18 protein-coding genes are annotated in these 17,110 nt (G+C 63.7%); 8 read left to right on the top strand and 10 right to left on the bottom strand.

Features of this window, described 5'->3' with window-relative positions; genetic code table 11:
• Positions 1-209: 209 nt before the first annotated feature.
• The 6 genes from coaBC to slmA all read left to right on the top strand — a co-directional run bounded on the left by coaBC (position 210) and on the right by slmA (position 5,936).
• Positions 210-1,469, top strand: coding sequence for a bifunctional phosphopantothenoylcysteine decarboxylase/phosphopantothenate--cysteine ligase CoaBC (coaBC, locus tag DOM36_RS16095; protein ID WP_075568209.1), 1,260 nt, complete (start codon positions 210-212; stop codon positions 1,467-1,469).
• A 108-nt stretch (positions 1,470-1,577) separates the two neighbouring features.
• A complete protein-coding gene (gene dut, locus DOM36_RS16090) occupies positions 1,578-2,078 on the top strand; it encodes a dUTP diphosphatase (RefSeq protein WP_075568210.1) in 501 nt (166 codons plus the stop codon).
• A gap of 66 nt (positions 2,079-2,144) precedes the next feature.
• Positions 2,145-2,696 carry a YaeQ family protein gene (locus tag DOM36_RS16085; protein WP_110643708.1) on the top strand — a complete coding sequence of 184 codons (552 nt, stop codon included), beginning with the start codon at positions 2,145-2,147 and terminating at the stop codon, positions 2,694-2,696.
• Positions 2,697-2,783: 87 nt separating this feature from the next.
• Positions 2,784-4,196: a phosphomannomutase/phosphoglucomutase gene (locus DOM36_RS16080; RefSeq protein WP_110643755.1), complete on the top strand. Its 1,413-nt coding sequence runs from the start codon at positions 2,784-2,786 to the stop codon at positions 4,194-4,196.
• Positions 4,197-4,274: 78 nt separating this feature from the next.
• A complete protein-coding gene (gene argB, locus DOM36_RS16075) occupies positions 4,275-5,177 on the top strand; it encodes an acetylglutamate kinase (protein ID WP_075568212.1) in 903 nt (300 codons plus the stop codon).
• A 141-nt stretch (positions 5,178-5,318) separates the two neighbouring features.
• Entirely contained in the window at positions 5,319-5,936 is a 618-nt protein-coding gene (gene slmA / locus DOM36_RS16070) for a nucleoid occlusion factor SlmA (protein WP_110643707.1), read from the top strand.
• Between the two features lie 87 nt (positions 5,937-6,023).
• Here the strand turns inward: slmA and rpoH are convergent, their stop codons facing one another.
• The 4 genes from rpoH to ftsY form a co-directional block, all read right to left on the bottom strand.
• Positions 6,024-6,890 carry an RNA polymerase sigma factor RpoH gene (rpoH, locus tag DOM36_RS16065; protein WP_075568214.1) on the bottom strand — a complete coding sequence of 289 codons (867 nt, stop codon included), beginning with the start codon at positions 6,888-6,890 and terminating at the stop codon, positions 6,024-6,026.
• A 268-nt stretch (positions 6,891-7,158) separates the two neighbouring features.
• Positions 7,159-8,154 (bottom strand): permease-like cell division protein FtsX, encoded by a 996-nt coding sequence (gene ftsX / locus DOM36_RS16060; protein WP_075568215.1) that lies wholly within the window; start codon positions 8,152-8,154, stop codon positions 7,159-7,161.
• A complete protein-coding gene (gene ftsE / locus DOM36_RS16055) occupies positions 8,151-8,819 on the bottom strand; it encodes a cell division ATP-binding protein FtsE (protein ID WP_075568216.1) in 669 nt (222 codons plus the stop codon). Before ftsE ends, ftsX begins: the two co-directional genes overlap by 4 nt.
• A complete protein-coding gene (gene ftsY / locus DOM36_RS16050; RefSeq protein WP_110643706.1) occupies positions 8,816-10,366 on the bottom strand; it encodes a signal recognition particle-docking protein FtsY in 1,551 nt (516 codons plus the stop codon). The genes ftsE and ftsY overlap by 4 nt, the downstream gene beginning before the upstream one ends.
• Before the next feature lie 129 nt (positions 10,367-10,495).
• Here ftsY and rsmD point away from each other — a divergent pair, with 129 nt between their 5' ends.
• Both rsmD and DOM36_RS16040 read left to right on the top strand, forming a co-directional pair.
• The gene (gene rsmD / locus DOM36_RS16045) at positions 10,496-11,173 is read left to right on the top strand and encodes a 16S rRNA (guanine(966)-N(2))-methyltransferase RsmD (RefSeq protein WP_110643705.1); all 678 of its coding nucleotides are present in this window, start codon (positions 10,496-10,498) and stop codon (positions 11,171-11,173) included.
• Positions 11,174-11,322: 149 nt separating this feature from the next.
• A complete protein-coding gene (locus DOM36_RS16040; RefSeq protein ID WP_075568219.1) occupies positions 11,323-11,526 on the top strand; it encodes a cell division protein ZapB in 204 nt (67 codons plus the stop codon).
• A gap of 170 nt (positions 11,527-11,696) precedes the next feature.
• Here DOM36_RS16040 and DOM36_RS16035 read toward each other — a convergent pair whose 3' ends face one another.
• The 6 genes from DOM36_RS16035 to lysS all read right to left on the bottom strand — a co-directional run.
• Positions 11,697-12,194: a GNAT family N-acetyltransferase gene (locus DOM36_RS16035; protein WP_110643704.1), complete on the bottom strand. Its 498-nt coding sequence runs from the start codon at positions 12,192-12,194 to the stop codon at positions 11,697-11,699.
• Between the two features lie 60 nt (positions 12,195-12,254).
• Positions 12,255-13,166: a hypothetical protein gene (locus tag DOM36_RS16030; RefSeq protein ID WP_110643703.1), complete on the bottom strand. Its 912-nt coding sequence runs from the start codon at positions 13,164-13,166 to the stop codon at positions 12,255-12,257.
• Positions 13,163-13,474 carry a BolA/IbaG family iron-sulfur metabolism protein gene (locus tag DOM36_RS16025; protein ID WP_110643702.1) on the bottom strand — a complete coding sequence of 104 codons (312 nt, stop codon included), beginning with the start codon at positions 13,472-13,474 and terminating at the stop codon, positions 13,163-13,165. Before DOM36_RS16025 ends, DOM36_RS16030 begins: the two co-directional genes overlap by 4 nt.
• A gap of 94 nt (positions 13,475-13,568) precedes the next feature.
• Positions 13,569-14,957 (bottom strand): MFS transporter, encoded by a 1,389-nt coding sequence (locus DOM36_RS16020; protein ID WP_110643701.1) that lies wholly within the window; start codon positions 14,955-14,957, stop codon positions 13,569-13,571.
• A gap of 46 nt (positions 14,958-15,003) precedes the next feature.
• On the bottom strand, positions 15,004-15,390 hold the full coding sequence (locus tag DOM36_RS16015; protein ID WP_075568223.1) for a hypothetical protein: 387 nt from the start codon (positions 15,388-15,390) through the stop codon (positions 15,004-15,006).
• Between the two features lie 273 nt (positions 15,391-15,663).
• Positions 15,664-17,110, bottom strand: a 1,447-nt coding sequence (lysS, locus tag DOM36_RS16010; RefSeq protein ID WP_110643700.1) for a lysine--tRNA ligase, incomplete at its 5' end; no start/stop codon positions are given.

Below are 17,110 nucleotides of genomic sequence, written 5' to 3'. Positions count from 1 at the left end.
GCCGACTGGGCTATGGTGGAACCACACCTCACCTCTCGGGAGCCATCATGAACCGACCGCGTTCGTTCGATTCGCGCAGGCGCCTGGTCAGCAACGCCGAGTGATCGCCACGAGCGGCCGCTGCACCGGCGGCCGCCACTTTTACCTCACCATTACGCAACCCGCGACCGCAGTGGTATGGTAACGACCGAACCATCAGGACAGATTCCATGTCGCTACCGATTGGTCCGGGATTGACCGGAAACCGCATCCTGCTCGGCATCAGCGCCGGCATCGCCGCCTACAAGAGCGCGCATCTCGCTCGTCTGCTGAAAAAGACGGGCTTTGATGTGCGCGTGGTGATGACCGAGGGCGCACAGGCGTTCATCACGCCGCTGACGTTGCAGGCGCTCACCGGCGAACCCGTGCGGACGTCACTGCTCGACCCGGAAGCCGAGGCCGGCATGGGCCATATCGAATTGGCGAAATGGGCGGATATCGTCCTGATCGCGCCGGCCACCGCCGACCTGATGGCGCGACTGGCCCACGGTCATGCCGATGATCTGCTGACGACGCTGTGCCTGGCGACCGAAGCCAGATGCCTGATGGCACCCGCCATGAACCAGGCGATGTGGCGTCATCCGGCGACGCTGGCCAATGCCGATCGACTGGTTGAGCTGGGCTGGTCCCTGCTGGGGCCGGACGCCGGCGACCAGGCCTGTGGCGACGTCGGTCTTGGCCGAATGCTGGAGCCGGAAACCCTTCTCGCCCAGCTGCTGAGCGAGGTCGGACAATCCGGCGGAGAGTCGGTCAGAATGATGCCCGTGCATCAGGATCTGGCCGGCAAGCGCGTGGTGATCACTGCCGGACCGACTCGCGAGGCACTGGATCCGGTGCGTTATCTCTCCAACCACAGCTCCGGCAAGATGGGGTACGCACTCGCTGCCGCCTGCGTCGAGCGCGGCGCCAGCGTCAGCCTGGTGAGCGGCCCCGTCACATTGCCGATCCCCCCCGGGGTCAATCGAATCGACGTGACCTCGGCGACGGAGATGCTGGCCGCCGTCGAATCCCAACTGCCCTGCGATCTGTTCATCGGCTGCGCCGCCGTGGCGGACTATCGCGCCGCGGCCGTCAGCGAGCACAAACTCAAGAAGACGGACGCCGACAGCGGCCTGACCCTCGAGCTGGTGCGCAATCCGGATATCGTCGCCACGATCGCGGCGCGACCGGACCGCCCGTTCACGGTTGGATTCGCTGCCGAGACGCAGTCGCTGGAGACTCACGCCGGTAGCAAGCTCGAACGCAAGCGGCTGGATCTGATCGTCGCCAACGACGTGTCTCGCGAGGGCGTCGGTTTCGGAAGTGATGACAACGCCGTCACACTGCTGTGGAAAACGCACGACCAGATACGTCATCTCGAGCTTCCGCTTCAATCCAAGGCGGCTCTGGCCGGCGCCATCGTCGATCATATCGCTGACCGCCTAACCTGACAGGGTGTCGATCGGTTCGCCTCCAGCGGTGGTAAACTATCGCTGTTTTATCAGGTCGTTTTTCGCATCAAACGCTTTCCCCTCATGCGCTTTCAGGAATGATTTTTCATGTCACTCAGCCATTCTTCCACCGCGCCATCTGCGGCAGCGACGGTCAGACCCAGGCTCTCGGTCAAGATTCTCGACGAGCGTGTGCACGACTATCCGTTGCCGCACTACGCAACCACCGGCAGCGCCGGCATGGATCTGCGCGCGCTGCTCGACGAGGCGCTGACCCTGACGCCCGGTGACAGCGCCCTGGTACGCACCGGCCTTGCCATCCATATCGGCGATCCCGCCCTGGCAGGTGTGGTCCTGCCGCGCTCCGGGCTCGGCCACAAGCACGGTATCGTGCTGGGCAATCTGGTCGGACTGATCGACTCCGACTATCAGGGCGAGCTGATGATCTCGGTGTGGAACCGCGGCCGCGACACGTTCATGCTCGAGCCCGGCGAGCGGCTGGCACAGTACGTGCTGGTGCCGGTGGTCCAGGCCGAACTCGAGATCGTCGAGGAGTTCGTCGCCACCGACCGAGCGGATGGCGGTTTCGGTCACTCGGGTCGTCGATGAACGGCCGCCGATGATCCGTGCCGACCACGGCAGCAGTCAGCTGTTCTCTCATTGAAGGAATCCAGCGTGGCGCTAAGCGCAACTATCTATAAAGCGAAACTCAATGTCAGCGATCTGGACCGTCACTACTACGGCGATCACGCGCTGACCGTGGCCTGCCATCCCTCCGAGACGGCCACTCGGCTGATGGTGCGTCTGCTGGCGTTCATCGCCAACGCGCACGACACCAGCGCGGATAACGATCTCGCGATGACGCGCGGACTGAGCAGCGACGACGAGCCGGATCTGTGGATCAAGGCATCGGACGGCCGCATCCTTTCGTGGATAGAACTGGGCGAGCCGTCGCTGAAGCGAATCAAGCAGGGGCTCTCCCGGGCCGAGCGCGTGCTGATCTACCCCTACGCGCCCCGCAGCGCGGTGCAGTGGTGGAAGAAACTCGAGAGCGACATTCGCGCACTGCCGCGGGTCGAGGTCTGGAATCTGCCGACCGAGCCGCTGGCCGCCTTGACTGCCCTCGTCGATCGCAACTTGAGTCTTGGCGCCACGCTGATGGAAGGCCAGTGGCTGATCACCGATGGTCACGCTTCGGTGGAACTCGAGTTCGAGCGCTGGGCGTGAACACGGATCGCCGTAGTGAACGACGGATATAGTGGATGATAGACGTGGTAAACGATGGCCGTGACGAACGAAGGCAAGGAAACGACGATGAATGACCAGCCCGGCGCCAACGTGCCCGCTTCGATCTTTCGCGCCTACGATATCCGCGGCGTCGTCGACGAGACGTTGACCGAGGAAACGGTGGAGTGGATCGGCCGTGCGGTAGGCAGCGAAGCCGCCGCCCGCGGCCAGCAGCGCGTGATCGTCGCTCGCGATGGCCGCCATTCCGGCCCCCGGCTGCAGGCGGCGCTGATTCGCGGCCTGAGGGCTTCCGGCCGCGACGTGATCGATATCGGTCGGGTACCAACGCCGGTGCTCTATTTTGCCACCGCCACCCTCGACGAGGGTCGCAGTGGCGTGATGGTGACCGGCAGCCACAATCCGCCGGATTACAACGGTTTCAAGATCGTGCTCGATGGTGTCGCGATTTCGGGCGAGGCGATTACCGGCCTGTTCGAGCGCATCCGCCAAGGCGAGCTCGCCGATGGCGACGGTACGCTCACACGGGTCGATGTCAGCGAAGCCTATCTCCAGCGCATCCTGGGTGATGTCTCTCTCGACCGGAGCCAGCGCGAGCGACCGCTCAAGGCGGTAGTGGACTGCGGCAACGGTGTCGCCGGTGAGCTCGGCCCCAGGCTCATCGAGGCACTGGGCGTCGAGACGATCCCGCTGTTCGCCGAAATCGACGGCGACTTTCCCAACCACCATCCCGACCCGGGCAATCCCGACAATCTGGTCGACCTGATCGCCAGGGTCAAGGAGAGCGGTGCGGATATCGGGCTGGCCTTCGATGGCGATGGCGATCGCCTCGGCGTGGTCACGCCGGCAGGCGAGATGATCTATCCGGACCGGCTGCTGATGGCCTTCGCGGTGGATCTGCTGGCGCGCGATCCCGGCGCCCGCATCGTGTTCGACATCAAGTGCACCGGCAACCTGGCTCAGATCATCGAGCAGGCCGGCGGCGAGCCGGAAATGTGGCGCACCGGTCACTCGCTGATCAAGGCGCGCATGAAGGAGACCGGCGCCCAGCTTGGCGGCGAGATGAGTGGCCACATCTTCATCAAAGAACGCTGGTACGGCTTCGATGACGGGCTCTATGCCGCCGCCCGGCTGCTGGAGATTCTCTCGCGCCAACCGCATGACGCCGATCGTTTTTTCAGTGCTTTCCCGCAGGATATCTGCACCCCGGAGCTGAACGCGGCGGTCACCGACGAGGAGAAGTTCGCGATCATCGAACGACTGGCCGAGACCGGTGACTTCGGTCAGGATGGCATCAAGACGACGCTGGACGGCATTCGCGTCGACTATCCCGATGGCTGGGGGCTGTGTCGCGCCTCCAATACCACGCCGATGCTGGTTTTGCGTTTCGAAGGCAAGGATCAGGCTGCGCTGGCCCGCATCCAGCGCCAGTTCGGCACCGCACTGCTGTCGGTGGCACCGAACGTCGAATTGCCGTTCTGAGGTCGCAGAAGACGAGCCTTACGCAACAACAGGGAACGCGCCACGCGTGGCGCACAGACAGTGGAGATATAACGCCTCATGAACGAGAGCCCACGCGATCCGCGTCAGGTCGTCGAGATCCTGTCGGAAGCGCTGCCCTATATTCAGCGCTATTCCGGCAAGACGGTAGTGGTCAAGTACGGTGGCAACGCCATGACCGAAGACAAGCTGATCGACTCCTTCGCCCGCGACATGGTGCTGATGAAGGAGGTCGGGATCAATCCGGTGGTGGTCCACGGTGGTGGCCCGCAGATCGGCCAGCTGCTGGCGCGACTCAACATCGAATCGCGCTTCGTCAACGGCATGCGTGTCACTGATGCCGAGACCATGGATGTGGTCGAGATGGTGCTCGGCGGGCTGGTCAACAAGAGCATCGTCACCCAGATCAACCAGTGCGGTGGCAAGGCGATCGGTCTGACCGGCAAGGACAACGCTCAGATCCTGGCGCGTCAGCTCAAGGTCGAGCAGCACAATCCGGCGCTGACCGAGCCCGAGATCATCGATATCGGACATGTCGGTGAAGTGGAGCACATCTCCACCGATCTGATCGAGATGCTCGCCGAGCGCGATTTCATCCCTGTCATCGCGCCGATCGGCGTCGACCGCCAGGGGCGCAGCTACAACATCAACGCGGATCTGGTGGCAGGCAAGGTGGCCGAAGCGCTGAAGGCCGAGAAGCTGATGCTGCTGACCAACGTCGCCGGCCTGCAGGATGCCGAAGGCAATGTCATGACCGGACTCTCCACCGAGCAGGTCGATGCGCTGATCGCCGACGGCACGATCTACGGCGGCATGCTGCCGAAGATTCGCTGCGCGCTGGAAGCGGTCAAGGGCGGCGTCGGCAGCGCTGTTATCGTCGATGGCCGCGTGGTGCACTCGACGCTGCTGGAGATCTTCACCGATGCCGGGGTCGGCACCCAGATCACCGACCACCGAGACTGACGAATCCAGCAACAACGGTGCGCATACCCCCCGTTCCCATCATTGCGGGCCCGGAAGGCCCGCCCCGGTCGCCCAATAGATCATCACGCGACCGGGCCGCTCCAGGAAGGAGCTCCAACAAAGCGACCGATAAGAACCGCCATGACGCAGGCAACTCCCCCACTCTCCCGCCGCGAACAGATCCTTCAGGCACTGGCACTGATGCTCGAGGAGGATAGCGGCAAACGTATCACCACGGCCGCGCTGGCCCGCCAGGTCGGTGTCAGCGAGGCAGCTCTCTACCGCCATTTTCCGAGCAAGGCGCGCATGTTCGAGGGGCTGATCGAGTTCATCGAGGCCAGCCTGTTCGAGCGTATCCGACGCATCCTCGACGACGAACCGTCGGCGCTCGCGCGCTGCGAGACGATCATCCAACTGGTGCTGACGTTCGCCGAAAAGAATCCCGGTCTCAGCCGGCTGATGGATGGCGACGTGCTGACCGGCGAGACCGCGCGTCTGCGCACACGCATGTCCCAGCTGTTCGAGCGACTGGAAACACAGCTCAAGCAGGTGCTGCGCGAGGCGGAACTCCGCGAGGGCTTGCGCCCTCGGCTGACCGTATCGGCGGCGGCCAATCTGCTGTCAGCCTTCATGGAAGGCCGGATCAGCCAGTACGTTCGCAGCGACTTTCGCCATCGGCCCACGACGCACTGGGAAGACCAGTGGCGTCTGCTGGGCGGCGGGCTGCTGGCCGCCTCGCCTCAGACCACCTCGCTATAGCGCTGGCGCCAGTCGTACTGACACCAGTCGTACTGACACCAGAAAGCCCGGNNCCGGGCTTTCTGGTGCTGCGTCCTGCAAAGATCATCAAGCCGCCAGGGAATCACCCAGCTGCAGTTTGATCTTCTTCATTGCATTTTTCTCGAGCTGACGGATACGTTCGGCGGAGATGCCGTAGACATCAGCCAGTTCATGCAGCGTGGACTTGTGCTCGGAGAGCCAGCGGCGCTGCAGAATGTCCCTAGAGCGCTCGTCGAGCTCACTCAGCGCGCTGCGCAGCCGCTGCGTGTAATCGGCTTCCCAATCGTCGGCCTCGAGCTGGGCGGCAGGATCGAAACTATGATCCTCGAGATACTGCGCCGGCGCCTGATAGCCCTGCTCTTCCTCTTCGCCCGGGCTGGCGTCGAAACCGGCGTCATAGGACGTCAGTCGACCTTCCATCTCACGCACGACCTTGGGTTTGACGTCGAGATCCCTGGCGATCGCATCGACCTCGTCGTTGTTCAACCAACCCAGACGTTTCTTGGCACTGCGCAGATTGAAGAACAGCTTGCGCTGCGCCTTGGTCGTGGCGATCTTGACGATGCGCCAGTTACGCAGCACGTATTCGTGAATCTCGGCCTTGATCCAGTGAACCGCGAAGGAGACCAGCCGCACGCCCTGATAGGGATCGAAGCGCTTGACCGCCTTCATCAACCCGACGTTACCTTCCTGGATCAGGTCGGCCTGGGGCAATCCATAGCCTGAATAGCTACGCGCGATGTGCACGACGAAACGCAGGTGCGACATGATCAATCGGCGAGCCGATTCGAGATCGTCTTCCTGGTATAGCCGCACGCCCAGATCATGCTCTTCGTCCGCCGTCAGCACTGGAATGCCGTTGACGGCTTGAATATAACCGTTGAGATCGTGACCCGGGGAGAGGTTCCCAATGGATTGAAGACTGGTGCTCATGTGCGTTGTCTCCATGATAGGCGGCGTGTCGAGGCGAAGAGCCATCCGGCTCGATTCGACCGCAACGCGTCGCGACAGAGTATTCTGCCTGTCTACGAGGATGCCTGATAGGACCCTCAGTCTAGACAAAAGTTCAATACTGACGCCAGCTCCGGAAAATCCGAAGTCATGCCGTCCTTCGAGATGACGATAAACCGGCGAACGGTGACGCCGGCTATTATGCCCTCAGTTGGGCGGCATTGGCGATGACTCGACACCGCTGATCAATCTACCTTGGCTTGATGTCCGCCAGATGACGCCCGACGGCGAGCCATGCGCCTAGCCAGCCTAGTAGTGTACTAAAAAGCAGCAGCAAAGCCGAATGGCTTCCGCCCAGGGATGGCAGCGCGAAGTGAGCGCCATAGCTTTGCGCCAGCGCCGCCACCGGCGATGCCAGCCAGTTGCCACCCAGCAGCAGAATCACCAGTGCCAGGACGCCACCACCCAACCCGTACCAGGCGCCACTGTAAAGAAACGGGCGCCGCACGAACGCATGCGTCGCGCCGATCAGCGTGACGACCTCGATCTCCTGGCGACGACTCTCCACGGCGAGCCTGATGGTATTGCCGACCACCAGCAGCACGCCCAGGCCGAACAGCAATGCCAGTGCCAGCGCAACGCGCTGCCCCAGCGCCGCCAATTGTTGCAGCCGATCCAGCCAAGCCAGATCCAGACGCACCTCATCGACACCGTCGAGCGTCTGCAACTGCTGGCTCAGTGACTGGACACCAGCAGGATCGGTATCCGCGGGCGTCACCACGACACTTGCCGGGAGCGGATTGGCATCGAGCTGGGACAGAGCGTCGTCGACCCCCAGCGTCTGCTGAAAATCCGCCAACCCTTCGGCTGCGGTCACCAGACGGGTTCCGGCCACGCCAGGTTGCCCTCCGACTTCGGCCGCCAGGTCCATCGCTTCGGACTCGTCGACATCGGCGTCGAAGTAGACCGTCAGCGTGGCGCTCTCGTCGAGCTCGGCATCGAGCAGCCGGGCACTATCCAGCGCCAGCCAAAGGCCGGCCGGCAGAATCAGCGCGATGGCGATCGCCAGCATGGTCAACAGCGTTGCGATCGGTCGCTTGACCAGCCGCAAGGCACTGTCACCCATCATCGCGCGATGGTGGCGCATCCACGCGCGACCGCCGCCCGCGGCACGACGCTGCGGCTTCTGCGCGCCACGGCGTTCTTCGCCGCGACGTTCTTCCACCGGAGATTGACGCTTGCTCATGCCGCCTCCCCGTCACCGATGAGCCGTCCATCCCGCAACTTCAACACGCGGTGACGCAGCCGGGCGATCAAGGCCAGATCGTGGCTCGCCACCATTACCGTGGTACCGATGCGATTGAAATCCTCGAACAGCCGCATGATGTCGGCAGAAAGCTGAGGGTCGAGATTGCCGGTCGGCTCATCGGCCAGCAGCAGTGCCGGCTTGTTGACCACCGCACGGGCGATCCCTACGCGCTGCTGTTCACCGGTGGAAAGTTCGATCGGCAGCGCCCGCTCGCGATGCAGCAGCCCCACCTTGTCGAGTGCAGCACGCACGCGGCGCGCGGCATCGGCCGGCTCGACGCCTTGAATCGTCAATGGCAAGGCGACGTTGGCGAAGATATCGCGATCGAACAGTAATTGATGATCCTGGAAAACCACGCCGATCTGACGGCGATAGTAGGGAACCTGACTGATATGCAGTCGATCGAGGTCGTGGCCGGCGACCAGAACGCGGCCCCGTGATGGCCGCTCGAGCCGCATGACCAGACGCAGCAGGGAACTCTTGCCGGCACCGGAGTGGCCGGTCAGAAACAGCATCTCGCCGCGCTCGACGCGGAAATTGATGTCGGCGAGCGCCTCGAAGCGCCCGCCGTAGCGTTTGCCGACATGCTCGAACGCGATCATGAATCCGCGTCGCTGTCCCGGCCGGCGTCTCGATCGAAGAGCGCCTTGACGAACGTCTGGGCATCGAACGGACGCAGATCCTCGAGCGACTCCCCGACACCGATGAAGCGAATTGGCGTCCCCATCTTCTTGGCAAGCGCGAAAATGATGCCGCCCTTGGCAGTACCATCGAGCTTGGTCAAGGTGATACCGGTGACCGGAATCGCCTCGTTGAACGTGGTCGCCTGGGAGATCGCGTTCTGGCCGGTGCCCGCATCGAGCACCAGCATCACCTCATGCGGTGCCGTGGCATCGAGCTTGGCCATGACTCGCTGCACTTTCTTGAGCTCTTCCATCAGATGGCTCTTGTTGTGCAGTCGGCCGGCGGTATCGGCGATCAGCACATCGACCTTGCGAGCTCGCGCCGCCGCGACGGCATCGTAGATGACCGAAGCGCTGTCGGCACCAGTGTGCTGAGCGATGACCGGAACCCGATTGCGTTCGCCCCAGACCTTGAGCTGCTCCACCGCCGCGGCCCGGAAGGTATCGCCGGCCGCCAGCATCACGCTGCGACCCTCGTTCTGAAAGCGCTGGGTCAGCTTGCCGATGGTCGTGGTCTTGCCGACCCCGTTGACGCCGACCATCAAAATCACGAACGGGCCTTCGCCCTTCGCTGGCAGCTGCATCGGCTTCGACACCGGCTCGAGCAGTGCCGCCAGTTCTTCCTGCAACGCGCGGTATAGCGCATCGGCGTCGGCCAGCTCCTTGCGTGACACCCGCTCGGTCAGACGCTCGATGATTTCGCTGGTCGCCTCGATACCCACGTCGGCCAGCAGCAGTTGGGTTTCGAGATCCTCGATCAGCTCGTCGTCGATCTGCTTCTTGCCCAGCAGCAGATCGGCAATGCCGTCGGTCAGGTTGGCGCGCGTGCGGCCGAGGCCGGCACGCACGCGCGACAGCCAGCCGCCCTTGGGCTTTTCCCTCGGCTCGGCCGCGGCGGTCGATGGCTCGACAGCCGGCGACGAGGCTTCAGGCTCTGGCGTCGAATCCAGCGTGGCATCGGATGCTGACGAGGGCGACGGCGTCGGGGTCACATCCGTTGCCAGATCGGCTTCACGTGTGCCGTCGGCCGGGGTTTCCTGGAGCGCGGACTTCGACGACTCCTGCGACAGGGGTGCATCGAGCGCTTGCCTGGCGGCCGTCTCCTCGAGTGTCGAAGGATCGTAATCCACCGCGGGCGGACGATCGGGATCCTCATCCTGAACGAGAGGTTCGATACCGGGCGCAACGGTCTCGACATTCAGTGGGAGCTCCTGGCCCGGCGCAGGGGAGGTTTCGGTCCGGTAGGACGCCTGCTCGACGCCGGTTTGGCCGCGCGGCACGTCCTCGGACTGCGACGCTTCGGAGGTGACGCGCTCGGCATCGTCGCTTGCCGTCTCGCCGGATCCCTCTTCTGCGCTTTCCTCTTCTGCGCTTCTCTCTGCCGCCGCGGCCTCGGCTTCCTCGGCCTCGCGCCGGCGGGCCTCTTCTTCCTGCTGCTTTTTACGACTCTTGAATAGTCCGAACATGGATGGCTTCACTGCTGAAAAGCCGTGCGTGCGCCGCTGGATTAGCGTCGATCATCACGGCTTCGGAGAATATCGATATCGAGGCCTCATCCTATCACCGCGAGGGTTGCGGGGGTACAATTGCGCGCCATGAATCGACGCCGCTCCCGCCGAGCTGCCAACGGCGCCCGACACCGCGCTGACGATAGCGCTCGAAGCCCCGCCAAAGGCAGCGACTCTCGCCGCACAGGCCAGCAACCCGCCCATCGTGGCAGCGGCCAGCTGCGCCTGATCGGCGGCGAGTTTCGCCGCCGCAAGCTACCCATTCCGGATAGCCCGGGTCTGCGTCCGACGCCGGATCGAGTGCGCGAGACGCTGTTCAATTGGCTGGCATTCGATATCGGCGGCCGTCGCGTGCTGGATCTCTACGCCGGCACCGGCGCACTGGGTCTGGAAGCGCTATCGCGGGGCGCGGCCATGGCAGCGTTCGTCGAGTCCGTTGCCGATGTGGCAACGATGCTGGAAGCGAATATCGAAACGCTGGGCGCGGCCGGCCACGTTCATCGAATCGACGTCGAGCGCTTCCTGACCGGGGCCCCGTCTCCGTTCGATATCGTCTTTCTCGACCCGCCTTTTCGCCAAGGCCTTGCAGCCCTGGCCTGCCAGCGGCTCGAGTCCCAGGGGTGGCTGGCGCCCGAGGCGATGATCTACGTCGAGACGGAGCACGAGCTTGACTGGCAGCCACCGGCCCACTGGCAACTGCACCGCGAAATCGTCGCCGGAGACAGTCACGGTCGGCTGTTTCGGCGCCAGCTGGCGACCGATTGACGTCGCCACTTCGAGACGCTTGTCGTCGGCCCCGGCGCCACGTAGGCTGGCGCCCACTGGGCCCATCGATGTTTTCAAACACGCGGTCATCAACGTTAAAGACACCCGTCGTTAACCGTTAACGTCACTCACTTTCAAGGAGAGTATCAATGAATGGTGAAATCTTCGCCAAACTGGAACAGAAGATTCAGGACGCCGTCGACAGCATCGAGATGCTGAAGATGGAGAATGAAGAACTGAAGGCCGAGAACGCTCGCTTCCAGCAGGAGCGTGACGAGTGGGAACAGCGCCTGGGTGGCCTGCTCGAGAAGCTGCAACCGCTGGACGGCAGCGCGACCAGCGACAACGGCTGAAGCGATGCCACGGGGCGACCTGCCACAGGCTGCCCCGTTAACCCCCTACCTGTATCACGCTCATCCGCTCGTTCTGCTGCAAGCCTTTCCGACAACTGCCCTGCCCACCGTTCGTTTCATCTGCCATTGCCTGCTTACACCACTGTCTTCGCCACTGGCCGCCGACACGGTTACTCGGTCAGCGCCCGCGACATCAGTAGCGCGTCCTCGTTACTACCGTCATCTTGCCGATAATAGCCACGCCGTTGGCCATCGATTCCGAATCCGGCGCCCTCATAGAGCCTGCGAGCCGTGACATTGGAAGCGCGAAGCTCGAGCAACAGGCGCTCGGCACCGCGTTCGCCGGCACGCCGCATGATCCAGCCCAGCAATTCCCGGGCCAGGCCGTGACGCCTCTCTTCCGGCAGAACACAGATCGACTGCAGCTCGGCGTCAAAGGGGAGATAGGCCAGAACGGCCGCGGCTCGCAGTTCCGCGCCGCCCCCGGACCAGAGGCCCCAGACTTCGTAGCCGTCATCGATCAGCGCGGCGCTCAACAGCGCTTCCGACCAGGCATCGTCGTTGGCCCGGCGCTCGAACGCCATCAGTGCCGGCAGGTCATGGACACCAAGCAGGACCAGTGACGCGTTATGCGATGAAATCGGGGAAGTTGGAACATTGGCGGACATGGAAAACGTGACTCTAGGGAGCATTTGACGTCGAAGACGCCGAACGTCAGCGAGATCCGCTCACTCCGGAGCGGTAGATCGTAGATGCCAGGCTTGCCCAACCGCCTGCAGCAGTGACCAGCATTCCCGTTTAGCCGTGGCCGAGGTCAGCAGATCGTCGGGATGCGGTAGATGGTGACAGCGCCAGTTGACCTCGTTTGCCGGGTCGCTCAGCAGTGGTGCCCAGATCTCTTCGCCCACCACGATAGCGCCGTCGATCGTCATGCCGTGGCGCCGCGCCTGCCCGGCACAGAACACCTGGATGCCTTCGCGGGCCTCGTCGGCCGGGTCGCTCGCCGACACATCCATCAACGGCCAGGACAGACTCGACAACGGGGTCGCCTCGACGGGCATCCCGACGCTTTTCAGCATCTGTCCGAGCAGGATCTGACCTGCAGAGGAGAGCGGCCGCTCGCCGGGCAGCATCAGCCACCATCGCTCGCCGATGACCGATAGCGACAGCGTGAAACGCAACGGCTCGGCCGGCGCCGATGTCCCGAGCGCTGCGACATCGTCGGAGGGTGCCTCGTCGACAGGCGCAGATGCCGGCCGGGAAGCGGGCTCGGATGCCGCTGCGGTCTCGGCGGTCTTATCGCCACCGCTCGAAGCGCCATTGATCGAAACGCCATCGACCGAAACACCATCGACCGAAACACCATCAAGCAGCGCCCGGGCTCGCGATAACGGCGCCGCGGCGCCTGAGCCAGCCGGAGGTACATCATCGGCGGGCTGGCCGCGATCGACCTCGACTGGCCGCACCGGTGTTTCCAGCAGTGCGTGCAGACGCTGACCCGGCGCCGGCTTTTCCGGCTCCGGTGCAACGCTCCAATCGCCCTGCTCGGTCGGCCGGGCATTGACGAAGCGATACCGCGAAACCCAACTGGCGATTCCCATGGCTTCGAGGTACTGGAGGCGTTGAGGGTCGCCGATCACCGGCTGCCTCCGCCGCGGCAATTGGGCGAATCGGGGCGCGCCTCGCCGCGAGCCGACCACTGCTGCGGCGTGTAGAGATGCAGCGCCAGCGCATGAACGGGCCCCGCGAGCTCGTCGGCCAGCAGGCTGTAGATCAACTGATGGCGCTTGACCGGCATCAGGCCCGCGAACCGCTCGGAGACCAGCGTCACCTTGAAGTGGGTTTCCGAATCCGGTGGCACATGGTGCATGTGACTCTCGTTCTCGACCGTCATCCGTACCGGTTCGAGCGTCGAGAGTTTCTCTTCGATACGTGCTTGAACACTCATGACAGCTCCTCCTGTGCCAACCGAACCATTGTAACGCCTCATCGCCCTCTCGGGCGACGGCCCGAAGAACGAGGTGGCGCGCAGAGGCGGCAGATCAGCGACGCAGCCCCTTGGCCGCCATCGGCGTTCGGTAGAGACTCAGCGCCAGAGCCACCAGAACCGAGCCAACCCCGACCCACAGCGACAGCGTCAGCGAACCGAAGGAGAGACCGAGGATGAGACCGACCAGCGCCGTCCCCAGCGACTGCCCGAAGGTGCGCACCGAGGCCAGCACGCCCGAGGCATTGGCGCTCAACTCCACCGACACGCTGCCGATCATTTCGCGGTTGTTGGGTGCCTGGAACAGACCATAGCCCACGCCGCAGAGCGCGGTGCGCCAGATCACGTCGATATAGCTGGAATCGGCATCGAGCCCGGTCAACGCCAGCATGCCCAGCAGAAACAGCGCCAGCCCGGTCGAGCTGATCAAGGCCGGATTGCCCTTGTCCGCCAGCCGCCCGGCCAGCGGACCGATGATCATGATGACCAGCGGCCAGGGCGTGAACAGTACCGCCGACATGATTGGCGACACGCCCATGACGGTCTGGTAGAGAAACGGCAAGCCCACGAAGGCCACACCCTGCGCCAGAAACGCGAACATCGACACGATAGCGGCGAACGAGAAGCGCGGCTCGGCAAACAGGGCCAGGGGTACCAGCGGCCTGGCGGCGTGGCGTTGGCGATAGATGAACCCCACCAGGCAGATCACGCTGAGCGCCAGCGTCACCACCGCGAGCGCGCCCCCGTTGCCATGACCCAGTTGATCGAGGGCAAAGACGCTGCCGCTGAGCATGACGATCGACATCAGCGCGCCCCAGACATCGATTCGCCCGAGGATGGGTTTCTCTCGCGGCAGCGCGCGCACGCCCAGCACGAGAGCCAGCAGGCCGATCGGTACATTGATCGCGAACAGCCACGGCCAGCTCGCCACATGCAGGATCAGCCCGCCCAGCGATGGCCCCGCCGCGATACCGAAGGCCACCGTCAGCGCACTGAGCCCGATCGCCGAGCCCAGCAGCCGGGTGGGAAAGATGATTCGATAGAGAGAGGGGCCGATGCTCAGCATCGCGGCGGCGCCGATCGCCTGCAGCCCCCGCATTGCCAGCAGGAATTCGAACGAACGGGCCAGTGCACAGCCCAGCGATGCCACGGTGAAGAATATCAACCCGCCGATATAGAGGCGGTGGCGCCCGACGCGCCGGCTCACCGCGGCGAAGGTCAGCAGCAGCGCGGCGGTCACCAGCTGATAGACGTTGGCGATCCAGATCGATTCGGAGCCGCTGATCGCCAGCTCTTTGGCCAACGTGGGAAGGGCAATGTTGACGATACCGTTGTCCAGCACCGCCATCTGGGTACCGGTGATCATCGCCAGCAGCGCCAGCCTGCGTTCGCGCCCGGGTAGACCGTCGTCCCCCGGGCGCTCCTCGAATAGCCGCTTCAGCATGGTCTGAAGAAGCGTCGAGCACTACCGTCAGGCAACATCCGACCCATCACTCCTCGTCGGTTTCCATCAGCAGTTCGTCGTCGACCTCGGAGGTCTCCAACTCGGCCTCGTCGTCGAGATCCACCGCCAGATAGCTATGCTCGAGCGTCAGGAAAGCTTCGAACAATGCCCAGTTCAGGCTCTCCGGCCACTGGCGTTCGTCCTCTTCCCAGGCCCGCAGTTCGCTTTCGAGAATGTCGTAGTAACGCTCCTCGATATAGCCGTGCAATGCCTCCGGCGTATCCATTTCGGGAATCAGATAGACGGTGTTTTCGCCAGCGATGTCGTCGAGCGTCAGGTCGTCTTCACCGACGGTCGGCTCCAGCGAGTTGACCCAGTCGACGAACGCCTGGGTCGGCTTGACGCTCAGCGCGGAACGATTGAGCAGCTTCATCGGTGTCACCTCTTTTTGGGAACCGCACGGGGTCGGCGGAATTCGAACCGCAGCCATTATGGGCGCTCGCTGCGCCCCTGACCAACAACGTCTAACGAAAACCGCTCACAGAATGCCGATTGGTCGTCTTCAAGTGAAAGAGGCCGAGACAATCTGCGAGCTGCTCTAGCGCAAGGCGCACGGAACTCGGGCGTCCGAGCCCATGGGGTATGGGTGAAGCCGAAGCTTGCCGCGCCACGCTGCGATCGAGCAGCGCAGCTATCGTATTCGGCCTTATTCAGGGCGCATCGCCGGGAACAGCAACACATCTCGAATCGACGGGCTGTCGGTCAGCAGCATCACCAGACGGTCGATCCCGATGCCCTCGCCGGCAGTCGGCGGCATGCCGTATTCCAGCGCACGCACGTAGTCGGCATCGTAATACATCGCCTCCAGATCGCCAGCGTCCTTCTCTGCCACCTGGGCGGCGAAACGCTCGGCCTGATCCTCGGCATCGTTGAGCTCGGAAAACCCGTTGGCGATCTCGCGCCCGCCGACGAAGAACTCGAAGCGGTCGGTGACATGGGGATTGGTATCGTTGCGCCGTGCCAACGGACTGACTTCAGCCGGGTATTCGGTAATGAACGTCGGCTGATCGAGTCGGTGCTCGGCGACTGCCTCGAAGATCTCGGTCTGCAGCTTGCCCAGCCCCCAGCTCGGCTTGGTCGAAATACCCAGGCGCTCGCAGGTCGCCTTGGCGGCGTCGAGGGTATCGATATCGGCTTCACCGATGGCGCCGCCTTCGACCTCGCCACCGTATTCGAGAATCGACTGACGCAGGGTCAGACGACGAAACGACTGACCCAGATCATAGTCGGTGCCCTGATAGGTGACGGTGGTCGTGCCCAGCACCTGTTCGGCCGCGTCGCGAACCATCGCTTCGGTGAGATCGAGCAGGTCACGATAGTCGGCGTAGGCCCAGTAGAACTCGAGCATGGTGAACTCGGGGTTGTGGCGCGTCGACAGCCCTTCGTTACGGAAGTTGCGATTGATCTCGAACACCCGCTCGAATCCGCCCACGACCAGACGCTTGAGATAGAGCTCGGGCGCGATGCGCAGATACATGTCGATATCCAGCGCATTGTGATGCGTGGTGAACGGTCGCGCCGTGGCACCGCCGGGAATCGGCTGCAGCATCGGGGTTTCGACTTCCATGAAACCGCGCTCGACCATGAAGCGACGGATCGCGGCGATGACGCCGGAGCGAACCTCGAACACGCGCCGCGACTGCGGGTTCATGATCAGATCGACGTAGCGCTGACGATAGCGCGCTTCGAGATCGGTCAGGCCATGGAACTTGTCCGGCAGCGGTCGCAGGCTCTTGGTCAGCAGCTTGGCCTCGACCAGCATCACGTAGAGATCACCCTTGCCGGACTTGTGCACCGGGCCGCGGCCGGCGACGATGTCACCGATGTCCCAGCTCTGGATATCTTCGAGCAGCGCGGCCGGCAGTCCCTTCTTGTCGACATAGAGCTGGATCTGGCCGGAGACGTCCTGGATCACCACGAACGGCCCGCGCTTGCGCATGACCCGGCCGGCAACGGAAGCCTGGCGATCGAGTGACTCGAGCTCGGGCTTGTCCTTGTCGCCCAGTTCCGCCTGCAGAGCCGCCGCCAGACTGTCGCGTCGGAAGTCGTTGGGGAACGCACTGCCGCCCTGCTCCGCCGCCTGCTCGCGACGC

The organism is Salinicola sp. CPA57, from assembly GCF_003206035.1.
Lineage (GTDB): Bacteria > Pseudomonadota > Gammaproteobacteria > Pseudomonadales > Halomonadaceae > Salinicola > Salinicola socius.
This window is presented reverse-complemented; position numbering and strand designations above follow the sequence as displayed.